12 protein-coding genes are annotated in these 12,341 nt (G+C 70.6%); all 12 read right to left on the reverse strand.

Going from position 1 to position 12,341, the window contains the following annotated elements:
- From WMF20_RS45480 to WMF20_RS45535, 12 genes are read right to left on the reverse strand one after another with little or no spacing between them, the layout of a single operon-like run.
- Entirely contained in the window at positions 1-399 is a 399-nt protein-coding gene (locus WMF20_RS45480; RefSeq protein ID WP_437608006.1) for a GPW/gp25 family protein, read from the reverse strand.
- Positions 396-2,030 (reverse strand): hypothetical protein, encoded by a 1,635-nt coding sequence (locus tag WMF20_RS45485; protein WP_437608007.1) that lies wholly within the window; start codon positions 2,028-2,030, stop codon positions 396-398. The genes WMF20_RS45480 and WMF20_RS45485 overlap by 4 nt, the downstream gene beginning before the upstream one ends.
- Positions 2,024-2,722 (reverse strand): phage baseplate assembly protein V, encoded by a 699-nt coding sequence (locus WMF20_RS45490; RefSeq protein WP_437608008.1) that lies wholly within the window; start codon positions 2,720-2,722, stop codon positions 2,024-2,026. The genes WMF20_RS45485 and WMF20_RS45490 overlap by 7 nt, the downstream gene beginning before the upstream one ends.
- A gap of 13 nt (positions 2,723-2,735) precedes the next feature.
- Positions 2,736-3,839 carry a phage late control D family protein gene (locus tag WMF20_RS45495; protein WP_437608009.1) on the reverse strand — a complete coding sequence of 368 codons (1,104 nt, stop codon included), beginning with the start codon at positions 3,837-3,839 and terminating at the stop codon, positions 2,736-2,738.
- A gap of 7 nt (positions 3,840-3,846) precedes the next feature.
- Entirely contained in the window at positions 3,847-4,023 is a 177-nt protein-coding gene (locus WMF20_RS45500; protein ID WP_437608010.1) for a hypothetical protein, read from the reverse strand.
- A 3-nt stretch (positions 4,024-4,026) separates the two neighbouring features.
- Positions 4,027-5,400, reverse strand: a complete 1,374-nt coding sequence (locus tag WMF20_RS45505; RefSeq protein ID WP_437608011.1) for a CIS tube protein — start codon at positions 5,398-5,400, stop codon at positions 4,027-4,029.
- Complete coding sequence (locus WMF20_RS45510; protein ID WP_437608012.1) at positions 5,397-5,879, reverse strand: phage tail protein; 483 nt, start codon at positions 5,877-5,879, stop codon at positions 5,397-5,399. The genes WMF20_RS45505 and WMF20_RS45510 overlap by 4 nt, the downstream gene beginning before the upstream one ends.
- Complete coding sequence (locus WMF20_RS45515; protein WP_437608013.1) at positions 5,876-7,558, reverse strand: phage tail sheath protein; 1,683 nt, start codon at positions 7,556-7,558, stop codon at positions 5,876-5,878. The genes WMF20_RS45510 and WMF20_RS45515 overlap by 4 nt, the downstream gene beginning before the upstream one ends.
- A gap of 21 nt (positions 7,559-7,579) precedes the next feature.
- A complete protein-coding gene (locus tag WMF20_RS45520) occupies positions 7,580-8,044 on the reverse strand; it encodes a phage tail protein (RefSeq protein WP_129580097.1) in 465 nt (154 codons plus the stop codon).
- Positions 8,045-8,061: 17 nt separating this feature from the next.
- On the reverse strand, positions 8,062-10,503 hold the full coding sequence (locus tag WMF20_RS45525; RefSeq protein ID WP_437608014.1) for a phage tail sheath family protein: 2,442 nt from the start codon (positions 10,501-10,503) through the stop codon (positions 8,062-8,064).
- A gap of 44 nt (positions 10,504-10,547) precedes the next feature.
- A complete protein-coding gene (locus WMF20_RS45530; RefSeq protein ID WP_129580099.1) occupies positions 10,548-11,324 on the reverse strand; it encodes a hypothetical protein in 777 nt (258 codons plus the stop codon).
- 25 nt (positions 11,325-11,349) lie between these two features.
- The gene (locus tag WMF20_RS45535) at positions 11,350-11,937 is read right to left on the reverse strand and encodes a DUF4255 domain-containing protein (protein WP_129580100.1); all 588 of its coding nucleotides are present in this window, start codon (positions 11,935-11,937) and stop codon (positions 11,350-11,352) included.
- Positions 11,938-12,341: the final 404 nt, after the last annotated feature.

The raw sequence follows: 12,341 nt of genomic DNA on the forward strand, positions 1-12,341 counted from the left end.
TCAGCCTCCGAGCTCCATCGTGAAACCTACTTTTTGCGGTACGCCGGTGCGGCGCAGGCGATAGGCGATGTCGACGCGCACGTGCGACGGGCGCCCCGGCACCTCGTCGACCTCGACGCGGTCGAGCAGGACGCGCGACTCCCAGCGCGCGATGGACGCGGCGACGAGCTCGCGGATCCGCCGGCGCGTGTCCGTCGTGTTCGGCTCGTGCAGGAAGCGGTCGAGGCCGGCGCCGAAATCGGGGCGCATGAGCTGCTCGCCCGGGCGCGTGCGGAGGATGACCTCGATCATCTCGCGCACGCTCTCCTCGAGCGTGGGGTAGCGCAGCCGCCCCTCCGCGTCGGGCAGCGGAAGCAACGGCCAGCCGATCGGCCGCGGAGCCGGGAGGGGTCTGGTCATGAGTCCTCACGCCTCGAGACAGTGGGGAGGGGGAAGCAGATCCGGATGAAGGGCAGCCACCAGAAGACGATGTTCAAGATGATGAGGAACATGAACATCACGATGAACGCGAGGACGAAGTTGATGGATATGTTGAAGCTGCATATCCACTGCAGCCCGATGTCCAGCCCCTCTTTCCCCTTTCCCTCCATGAGGTCCTTCGGGCTGTTGCTGTTCAGGAAGTTGAACAGCCGCCGCGGCATCTTGAACGCGACGTTGGGGAGGAGCGATTTGACGCTCTCGCTCGAGACGTCCGGCAGCTCGATCTGGATCGGCGGGAGGGTGCCGTTCTCGTACCAGGGGACGATCTCGAAGGCCGCGCTGCTCGCGCTCCACACGAGGTCGGGCGGGCAGCCGTCGTCCCGCTTCACGCGCACGAACGCCCGCAGCTCGTAGCGCGCGGTCTTGTCCTCGAAGCGCGCGACGCCCGGCTGCAGCGCGCTCAGCCGGCTGGCGACGGTCGCCTTGACCTGCGCGTAGATCCGCTCGGCCAGGCCGGCGGCGACCGGCGGCCAGCGGTACGGGAACCGGAAGACGGTCGCGCCGCCGGGGATCGGCGCGATGAGCGCGGTGCACGCGTCGAGCAGCACCTGATCGGCGGGGCGCCCCGCCTTGTCCTTCTCCTCCTGCGCGCTCGCCGGCACCACGATCTCGGCGAGGAGCCTCCGCAATGCCATCGAATCGGGCGAATTGCCCCACAGGTCCAGGCTGATGCGCAGGAAGCGGAGGAAGTCGAGGAACTGGTCGAGGCGGGTCCGGTCGGCCTCCAGCGCGAGGGAGAACGGCGCGACGTCGGCGGACTGCAGGGAGGCTTGCGCCCGCTGGGCGTCGTCGAAATACCCGTATTGCGCCGCCGACCGGCCCGTGAAGAACCGCTCCGCGAGGCCGCCGAACGAGAGCCCCAGGCTGGCCTTGAGGTACCCCGGCAGCACGGCGTCCCTGAAGTCGTCCTTCGCCCCGGCGGGCACGTCGAACGCGTTCGCGGCGATCGGCGGCGCGGGGGCCTCGGACATCTCCGTGCTGACCGTCGGGACCAGGCCGTAGAGCAGCGTCTTGCCGGCCTTCTCGCAGACCGCGGGCGGCGCCACGAACAGCTCGGTCACCTGCTCTGCGCCCTCCTCGAGCCGCGCCCTCAGGAGGGCCTTGCGGCCGATCTCCGGCGCGCCGCCCGTGACCACCCGCCGCCGGTCCGGGTCGGGGTCGCGCTTCGGGTCGTCGAGCTTGGACCAGCCGCGCAGCTTCTTGCTCACGGACAGCCACCCCTGCGGGAACCTGTCCGCGGAGAGGCCGTCCCTCGCGACGCGGCGGACCACGAGCCCGGCGCTGTCGATCGTCGCGGGATCCAGCCGGGGGAGCCCGGGCCGATCGCACGCCGCCTCGAGCAGCACGACGTGGAACGTGCGGTGCACCGGCTGGTAGAGGCGCATCGGGGCCTTGACCGCGCTGGCCCGGACGGCGGCGTAGGGGTCCTCGGTCTCGAGCGTCTCGAGCAGCACGCCGATCACGTTCTGATCGGTGAGCTGCAGGAGGAGCGGCGGGCCCTCCCTCGACGCCTCCCCGAGCCCGCGGAAGATGACGTCGTGCCCTACCATACGTTGCCCGCGCCCGGCGTGTAGACGCTCCCCACGACGGTCGTCGCCATGAGGGTCGAGCATTTCACGACGCCGGAGAAGTTGGTGAAGGCCGAGCTGACATCCACGTATCCCGCCTTCACCTCCACCTGGGACGCCTGGATCGTGACCTTCGCGCTCGACTGGATGGTGATCCCCGAGCTCTCGATCTTGACGGTCCCCATGCTTGTCTTGAGCTCGATCTTCCCGCCGCTGTCCGCGGTGATGACCGCCGAGTTCAGCTGGTTCGGCGTGGAGAGGTGGATCTGCTCCTGTCCTTGCGACGCCTCGACGATGGCCACCCGCGTGCCGTTCTTGCCGACGAAGCTCCAGCGATCGACCTCGTCGCCGCCGAGCGCCTCGGGCGCGGTCTGGTTGCCGTTCCACAGCCCGCCGATGACCAGCGGCTGGCGCGGGTCGCCGTTCACGAACTGCACGGCCACCTCGTCGCCCTTGTTCGGGATGAAGAAGGCGCCGCGGTTCGCTCCGGCGAAGGGGACGGCCACGCGGGCCCACAGGGGCGCGTCCTGGTCCCCGACCCCGTCGAAGCCGAGCAGCCGGATCTGGACGCGGCCGAGGTTGTCGGGGTCGCCGGTCACGGCCACGACCTCCGCCAGGTAGACCCCGTACAGGACGCCGGGGCCGGGTGCGCCGGGCCGCGGTTCGCCCATCATGCTCGCACCTCGCTCATGGATTCCCCAGATAGGCGCTCTCGGCCTGGAAGTCGGTCTCGTACTGACCGGTCGTTTTCTGGAAGCGGTGACACGCGTGAACCACGTAATAGGTGTTGTTGAAGCGGCGGCTCATCCGCGTGAGCCGGACGAGCGTGCCGACGCGGATGAGCGGGTTGCCCTCGGCGGTCCCGCTCACGCGGACGAAGCGGCGCGCGCGCTGGTCGAAGGCGGCGTCGGCGAGCGCGCGCGCCTCGAGATCGGTGAGCACCGCCGGGCTGCTCACGTGCTCGCTGCGGGCCCCGAACACGTCGGACAGGATCTGCGAGCCCAGCCGCCCGCCGCCGGGCCCCAGGTTCGCGCCCTGCGAGGAGCCGGCGACGCGCACGCCCTGCTTCGGGTCCCAGCCCGAGGTGGTGACCTCCGTGACCTGGTCGGCGAGGTCCGCGCAGAAGCGCGCGTGGAAGAGCTGGCTGTTCCACGCGAGCTCCACGGTGCCAGTGCCACGCTGGACGTCCTTGCGGGGCGAGACGTGCAGCGCGTCGCCGACGACCTGCACGTCGCCATCGTAGCGGGCGAGGAGCCTGCGCAGAAACGCGAGATCGCTCTCATTGAGCTGGACGTGGGTGCCGATGTCCTCCGTGAACCCGGTGACGCGGGGCGAGAGGGACATCTGCGAGGCGAGCTGGTTCGCCAGATCGGAGAGCCGGAGGTGGTCGTGCACCTGGGTCCGCCGCGAGAGGCGCACCTTCTGGAGCGGGTCCTCTGCCAGCACCAGGAGCTCGGGCGAGCCCTTCTGCGGGAACTCGGCCTCGATGCAGCTGACCACCCCCCGGAAGATCTCCCGTGGCCGGTTCTCGTCGCCGGAGTAGAGGCTGATCTTGGTCCCGAGCTTGATATCGCGCTCGTCCTCGAGCGCGAGCTCCTCGTTGCCACCCCCCGGGGGCGTCGTCTGGTTGGAAAGACGCAGCTCCAGCGATGACAGGCCCATCTCCTGCTCCGTCACGCGGAACGCGTTGATGAGCGCGCTCACGCGAGCGTTGTCGCGGGTGTTGCCGTCCAGACGAACCGTCGGGCGGGCTCGGTACTGCGGCAGCGTGCTGAGCTGGGTCTCGGCCATGGGCGTCCTAATCCGCGATCAACCGTTCCTTGCGCCGCCTGAGGCGGTCCATCTGCTCAGCGATGTCCTCTGCGTCCGCGCCTGCCGGGGGCGCCGCAGCGTCGGCCGCGTTGTCCGCGCCAGCGGTGGTGTCCTCGGGGCTGCGCTGCACGACGCCCTCCACCTGATCGAACACGATGGGCATCGGTCAGTCCTCCTCGAAGGTGATTCGGCTGCTGAAGCTTCCGCTCTGGCCGACCTCTGCGCGGTAGCTGGCCGAGCCTTCGCCGATCACACGGCCGCCCACTGCGTACTGGGTTTGCCTGGTGATCGAGTAGCTGGTGCTCGCGGTCCGGACCAGGAGACGGCTCGGGTCGATCGGCCTGCGCGGCTGCGCCGTGGGCGCGCGGAGGAGGGCGAACGCCCCCTGGGTCGCCGAAACGCCGGCGGACGCGAGGGAGCCGGCCATCGGGCCGCTGGAGAAGCTGCCCCCGGCATCGGCACCGAAGGCGGCGCCGGCTGAGAAGCCCGCACCCGCACCCGCTGAGAAGCCTGCGCCCGCTGAGAAACCCGCACCCGCACCCGCTGAGAAGCCTGCGCCCGCGGAGAAACCCGCACCCGCACCCGCTGAGAAGCCAGCTCCTGCACCCGCTGAAAAGCCAGCTCCTGCACCCGCGGACAAAGCCGCTCCTGCGCCTGCGGAGAAGCCAGCTCCTGCGCCTGCGGAGAAGCCAGCTCCTGCGCCTGCGGAGAAACCCGCACCCGCACCCGCTGAGAAGCCTGCGCCTGCGCCCGCGGAAAAGCCAGCTCCTGCGCCCGCTGAGAAGCCGGCCCCTGCACCCGCTGAGAAACCCGCTCCGGCAGAAAACCCCGCCTGCGCCCCGGCGCTCGCGAACGCCACAGCCTCGAGCAGCTCCGGCTCGTTCTCGGGCACGACCAGCGTGTCGGTATCCCCGGCAGGATTCCGGATGTCCTCGACGCCGTTCATCGCAGCGATGTCCCGCGTCCTGTTTGGGTCGCCCACCTCCTGCGCTGTCCGCGTCAACGGCCCGGAGCCCATCGGCGTCTCCACCGCCTGTCCGCCGAAGGCGGCCGCCTTCCCACCCTGGGCGAAGTGGAACACCGCCCGTGGCACCCGGTTCTCCTCCGCCGGGCTGCTCATCGCCAGGCTGACCGTCGCCCGCAAGGGGATCCCGTCCTCGGAGAAGAAATCGATCGTCTCCCGGTAGGAGTCGAAGATGCCCTGGAACTTGAACGCCCCCCACACCACATCCACCTTGGGCGGGACCTTCGTGGTCTGGTCCGGCTCCATGAGGACGGCGACCTCCTGGGTCTTGAGGCGCACGTCCTGACCTGTATCGGTGGTGTCGAAGACCAGCTCGATGGTCAGCTTGGCGCTGCTCTCGTCCACCCGCTGCGTCCGCTGCGACCCGCTGCCGCGGGCGGCGGTGTTCGTGATCGTGTACTGGAGCTGCGTCGGGTTGTACTGCGCGGTCACCGTGGGGGTGGCCGGCGGATTGCCATTGGCGTCGAGCCGATAGAGCTCGACCTTCTTGCTGGGCGGGGCGCCAGGAGAGCTCATGATCCCCCGACGAGCTCCAGGCCCTCGTGAGCCAGGTGGAGCTCCTCGATCGCGACGTTCGTCGTCGAGGCGTTCAGATCCGGCGACTTGAACTTGATGGGCAGCGCCCGGTGCAGCTTGAGCGTGTAGAGGACCTGGTCCGCCTTCGGGTTGCGCACCGCGATGGACGCCGTGAGCCGCCGCGCATAGTTGCCGCCGGCCACGAGCGCGAACCACGCGTACATGTCCCGCTGCGTGGTGAGGCCGCGCTTGAGCACCACGGTCCCGAAGGTCACGGGCCCAGCCCGCTGCACCGTTCCATAGTTCCTTCCCCCTTCCTTGATGACCTTCGGCTCCATCGTCGCCTCGAGCCCCGTCACCTCCGAGAAGGCAGCGGAGCAGAGCATCCGATCGCCGCCGGTCTCGCGCCCCTGCTGGAGGTCGAACTCCTTGAACGTCACCTCGAAGTTGAACAGCAGGAAGGGGTCGGGGGCGCTCATGCGGCCGTCACCTGCGCGGTCGTGACACCGGTGGACATCGCCAGGACGACGCGGATCCGCTCGATCACCGCCGTCGCCTGGAGCGTCATCTCCACGACGAGCCGGCCCTCGTCGAGATCGCGCTCGCTCATCGTGCTCCGGTCGCAGCGGACCTGGAACGCCTTGGCCGGGGTCGCGCCGGCGAGCGCCCCCTCCTGCCACAGCGCGACCAAGAGAGACTCGATCGACGCGCGGATCGAGGCCCAGAGGCGGGGATTCTGGGCCTCGAAGAGCACGTCCTCGCCGAGCGCGCGGGCGGCGCGCACGATCGCGGTCACGAGCCGATTGACGTTCGCCTGACGATAGGCCTCGTCGAGCGAGGTCGTCACGTCCGAGAGCACCTCTATCCCCCGCGGGGTCTGCCCGATCAGCGACACCCGCTGCACCAGCGTCGCGCCCACCTCCGGCAGCGCCAGGTCCTCGTTGCGCAGCCCGGGCTCGACGTCGAACACCTCGGCGACGGGCAGCCGCGCGGCGCTGCGATACGCGCCCCGCGTGAGCGCGTTGCGCGACAGGACGCCGGTCAGCACGGCGTCGGGGCTCTCCAGCTCGGCTGGCAGGCCGCGCGAGCCGAGCGTCTTCACCCACGGCCACGCGAGCTGCACGAAGGCGCTCGAGAGCCCATCGGGCGCGGAGCCCTCCTCGCCGTTGAGCTGCGCCCCCAGCCAGCCGCTCGACGCGAGGAAGCGGAGGAGGTCCGCCCGCGCCGCCGGCACCGACGGGTGGGGCAGCGGGATCGAGGCCACGAGCTGGATCTCGCGGAGCTCCCGCTGCAGCATCGTCCCGATCCGCCGGATCGCGCCGGCCCAGGCCGCATAACCCGCCTCGTCGGCGCGCGGCGGCTCGAACCCGCGGACGAACCGATCCGCCGGGATCGAGGGCCGCTCCGCGCAGGCGGCGAACACCTCCTCGCCCGCGGGGGCCGAGGGCGCCTCGCTCGGCCAGGGCCGCTCCGCCGCCACGGCGTCGGCGAGGTCGGGGAGGCAGACGAACGAAACCTCCGGCAGCCCGTACAGGTGGCCAATCCCCTTCCACGTGGCCCGATCCCGCCGATCGGGCGGGAGCTTCGCGCCGCCCGCGGTCGAGAGCCCGAGGAGCTTGTCGATCCCGGCGCGCCGCACCGCGGGCTCTGCGTCGTAGCGCCACGGATCGCCGACGCGGATCACGTAGCAGCGACGCCCGCCCTGCGCGAAGAAGGAGCGCACCGCCGCGCCCAGGTACGACGGGCCCGCGAGCGGCGCGCCGCCAGAGACGGTGAACGGCCGCCGATCCCAGGCGAACAGCCGCTCGAACGCCTCCCAGCTGTCGATCGGGACCGGGACATCGAGGAGCAGGTCCAGATCGGCGTCGGAGAGCGTCCAGGCGGGCGGCGACGGCGGCGCGAGATCGGGAGAGGCGAGGTGGGCAGACGACGAGGCCCGGTCGTAAATGCGCTCGTTCGACCGGACCCATCCTTGCTCGTGGAACCAGCGGTAAAGAGGGTAGTCGGCGGCCTGGGCGCCGGCGGGAGGCACGATGGACGGCAGCGGGCCGGACGCGCCCGCCCGCCGCGCGACGAAGCCGACGAAGCACGCCACGTCCGCGCGGTTCGGCGCCGGCGGAGCCAGCGGCGCTTGCAGCTCGATGACCAGTCCTCGCATCCCGGGCGCCCTCGGACGTCGCTACGCCGTTCCCGGCACGCCGTAGACGAGGCCCTCGCAGGAGAGGACCAGCTCCTCGGTGGCCACGTCGCCCCCGCCCTTGCCGGCCAGGGTCGGCCCGGTCCACTTGAGCGGGAGGACGCGCAGCAGGGTCCAGGTCTGCACGTCGTTCTTCCCGCTCTCGTCGCGCATCTTGATGGTGACCGTCCGCTTGGCGGCCGGGCCGTCGACGCGCGCCGACTCCATCCATTTCCAGATGCTCGCCGAGTCGATGAGCCCCCGCTTGAGCGTCACGTCGCCGACCTTGTGCACGCCCTGGATCTTGCGCACGTGGTTCTCGCGATCGTTGCCGTTGCGGTACTCGGCCACGGTCAGCTCCGTCATCAGCCCCGAGACGTCCGAGAACCCGCCGAACGGATCGTCCTCGAGCGCCGGGTCGAAGCTGACCGTGAAGTTGAAATTGGGATAGGGCACTTCACGCGGCATTGGGCGTCTCCTTGTGATTAGCTGCGGGCGTCCGCCGTCTTCTGGCCGATGCGGAAGACCACGAACTCCGCGGGCTTGACCACCGCCAGGCCGATGAGGCAAATCAGGCGGCCGTTATCCAGATCGTTCTGGTCCATGGTGCTGCGATCGCAGCGCACGAAGAAGGCCTCCCTGGGGCTCCCGCCGAGCAGCGCGCCCGAGCGCCACTCGTTCACGAGGAAGCTCGACACGGTCTCGCGGATGTTCGCCCACAGGCGCTCGCCGTTCGGCTCGAACACCGCCCACTGGGTCCCCACGTCGATCGAGCGCTCGACGTAGTTGAAGTAGCGGCGCACGTTGACGTACTTCCACTCGGGGTCTGAGCTCGCCGTCCGGGCGCCCCACACGCGGTTCCCCCGCCCGGGGAAGAAGCGCAGGCAGTTCACGCCCGCCGGGTTCAGGACCTCTTGCTGGGCGAAGTTCACGTCCACCTCGTAGCGGAGCGCCCCGCGCACGACCTCGTTGGCGGGCGCCTTGAACACGCCGCGGGTCACGTCCGTGCGCGCGTAGATGCCGCACACGAAGCCCGACGGCGGGAGGGCGATCTCCCGCGGGACGCTCTCGTCGCCCACGCGCGCGAGCGGATTGCTCACCACGACCCACGGGTAATAGAGCGCGGCGTGGGTCGAGTCGATGCGCGCCTTCTCCGCCTGCGCGCCGCTGATCACGAGCCCCGGCGCGGTGTCGAGCACCGCGATCCGGTAGGCGCGCCGGCGCTCGCAATGGGTGATGAGCGCCCCCTGGATGCCCTGGTGATCGGGGTAACGCGACTCGCCCGGGGCCGCGACGATCGATATCCCCTCCTCCACGGCGAGCTGGCGGAGCCCCGCCTCGTAGCTCACCTGGGCCGGCGGCCCGCCGTCGGTGCCCCCGCTCAGGATCACCGTCCGGACCGGGGTCGCGCGCTGGCCGACGGGCGGCAGCCCGGCGTTGCTGAGGAGCGCCTGCCGGAGCTCGGCGACGGTGGCGCCCCCGTCGCGGAAGGCGAACACGTTCTCCAGCTGGTCGGCGCGCCGGGCGGGGTTCTCCGCCAGGACCTTGCCGATGTACCGCGGGTGCTCGGGCGCGAGGCCGAGATCATCGTAGGTCTTCGAGATGCCGTCGGCGTCGGTGGCGACGACGCCGAGCGTGACGAACTCGGTCCCATCGGCGCTCGGCGCGGCGTTGTCGTTGAGCCCGAGATCGAGCGGCGTGCCGGCGCCGGACTCGGGGATCCAGCCGGTGTCGTCCTTGTAATAGAACGTCACCGCGCTGCCGGGGTTGCCGGCGGCCGCGGCTTCGGCGGCGAAGCCGAGGAGCCCATTGACGAGCGGCGCGCCGCCGTCGGGCGACAGGAGCGAGAGGCCCGCGCCGGGGGTGGCCGCGGTGAGCACCAGATTGCCATTGGCGTCGGTGCTGGGCGTCACCTCGCCCCCCTGGAAGCCGGCCAGGCGGGCCTGCAGGTCCTGCGCGGTCACGCGCCGGACGTTCGGCAGGTCGCCCGAGCCGGCGGCGTCCACCGCGGCGGTGAAGCCGAGGCCCGTGGCCGCGCCGGTGAACAGCACCGACGCCCGCGAGGCGGTCCCCTGGACGTCGCTGCCGATCACCAGCCGGTCGGCGTCGAGCCGGGCATACCCTCCGACGATCGATCCATTGATGAGGGCGACCACCGCGTCGCGCGTCTGGCCATCGGCGGCGGGCAGGACGACCGTCTGCTCCACGCCGTCGATCCGCACGGTGAGCGTGCGATTGGCCTCGGTCTCGGCGGCCAGGTCGAGCGGCGCGGGCAGGGTGGCCTGCGCCTGCGCCTCGGCCGGGCTCCCGGCGAGCGTCAGCTCGACGCCGGCCTCCGGCGTGTTGTTGCCGCCGGCGCCGGTCAGGCGGACGATGAGGCGGCCGTTGCGCGGGAGGGACCACGGGCCGACGCGGTTGCCGACCAGCTGCGCGCCCCGCGCCACGGCCGCGCTCTTCGCGCCGACGCGGACGACGGTGCCCTGCGGGGCCCGGTCCATGCTCCGCTTCGTCGCGTCGGTGAAGTGCGGGATGATCGTGATCGCCCCGTTCCCCGCCTGCCCGGGCGAGCGCGCCGCGAACGAGATGCTCGCGGCCAGGTTCCCGGAGACCGCGGTGCCGGCGGTGGCATCGATCACGCGCGCCACGTACAGGCGCGATCCGCCGTTGTCGAAGTAGGCGCGGACCGCGTGCGCGAGGTAGTTCGTGCCATACTGAAGATCGTCGAACCCGCCGTAGATCCGCTGGAAGTCCCCGAAGCTCGTGAGGAGCTCGGGTATTTCGGGCATCGCGTTGGGGTCGCTCGGGGCGACGGGCCCGCGTCGCGTCGGACCGACGAAGCCCGTCGTGCTCGTGCTCACGCCTTCGAGCGACTTGGCCCGGAAGCTGGTTTCCTCGACGTATACGCCTGGTGCTAGATATTCGGGCACGAGCGAGCCTCCTTACCAGAGAGCCTGTGGGGCGGGGTTTCCACTCATCGGGTGATCACCACGGACACGGCGAGTTCCCTCCCCGAAGCCAACCGCACGTTCACACTTGTCTTGGACAGCGCATGGGGGTCCGGCGGCTCGAGCAGCCGCCGCGAATCGATGAGATCGGGGTCCGGCGGCGAGCCGGCGCTCGCGTCGTGGTAGACCTCGAGCACCGCCTCGATCTCGGTCGACAGGACCGGCCGCGTGTCGTCCGCCTCCCAGTTGGTGACGGGCACGCCGGCGACCGGGATCAGCGCCTCCCCTCGGTCGTCGGCCATGCCGCGGGCGAGCGGCGGATCCGCGGAGGTCGGCTCCGAGGCCCGGCGCAGCCGCACGTAGGCGCCGGGCAGGGCGGCGCCGCTCTGGTCCCGCACGCTCGCGCGGACGACGGCCCACCCCGGGTCGATCGGGGCGATGGGGGAAGGATAGAGCGGGATCGCCATGGCCCGGAAGAGCGAGCCTTCGCCGGCGGCCTGCGCCGGGTCGGCGTCGCGCGGGAGCCGGAACGAGCTCGATCGGGCCAGGTACCGGCGGGCTGGGTCGCTCACGGCGACGGACAGGGGGATGGAGTCGAGCGGCGGCGACGAGGGGGGCGCCTGAAACTGCGCGACGTGCGCGTCGAGGCCGGCCGCCCAGGTGATCGCGTAGGCGCCCGTGCGATTGCGGATGAACCGCGCGAGGGGCGCGGTGACGCGCAGCGGCGCCCGGATGGCGACCCCGGTGGTCGCGTCGACGAACCGGAGGGCCCCGAGGACGCGGTCGTCGATCACGTCGAGCATGTCCGCCTCCCGGGCCGCCGTCCGCTCATGGATTCCGGTCCTTCTCGGTCGCTCGGAGCCGGCGCGCCACCACGGCCGGCGATTCCGGCAGCACCTCCGGCTCGATCCGGACGACGCGGGCGATATAGGAGATGCTCAGCCGGTACCCCGGATCCAGGGCGTCCCACAATCGCATGAGATCCTCGTTGGAGAGCTCCGCCGGGATCAGCTGCACCAGATCGCCGCCCTCCCAGCCCCCCTCGGACGTGAGATCCGACTGGGTGAGGGTCTGGTGCATATAGAGCTCGCGCACGACCCACCCGAGGATGGTGTGCTCGACCAGGGCGCTGTCGGCCCAGATGGTCACGAGATAATGGAGGTCGACCGACAGCGGCAGCACCGTCTGATGAGCCGCGTTGACGTGATGCGAATTGCGCAAATACGGGTTCACCGTCACGCGATAGAGGTAGAGCGTGACGGCGGTCCCGAAGTCGGCGTTCGTGGCGTTGAGCTCACCGGACGAGATGAGGCGGAAATCGCACGGGTGCTCTTGCCGCAGATCGGCGGGATAGGCGTTGCGCAGGTATTTCACCAGCGAGAAGCCTACCGAGTGAATCGCCCGTAGATTGGCCATGCCGTTCCGGGTTGTCGCTCCCGATGCAATGGGAGATCCCCGTCGCTTCCGGGACGGCTCCCCGAGGTTTCACATGCGCGGGCGCTGTTTCCGCGTGACCTCGGTCACAATCGAGGCCGTACAACCCCTGTGATCCCTCCGCTGAGCATGAGCCGCGCAGGCGCAATGCGCCGCTATGCAGCATATGCCGGCTGGTCGGCTCGCAGGATCGGAACAATCCGCCTTCGTGAGGGAAATCGTCTCCAGGCCCGAATGAACCCCCCCTTCGTGGGACCCCCGCTCCGAAAGCCCCCGGCGAGCCTAAGGCTCTGCCCGGAATGGTTCGTATTACGCCTGATTGATTCGGTCAAGAAAATATTTTTGTAAGTGGCAAAACGAACGTGCAGCCGGGAATGCGGGAGTCT

This window comes from Sorangium sp. So ce834, assembly GCF_051521425.1.
GTDB lineage: Bacteria > Myxococcota_A > Polyangia > Polyangiales > Polyangiaceae > Sorangium > Sorangium cellulosum_D.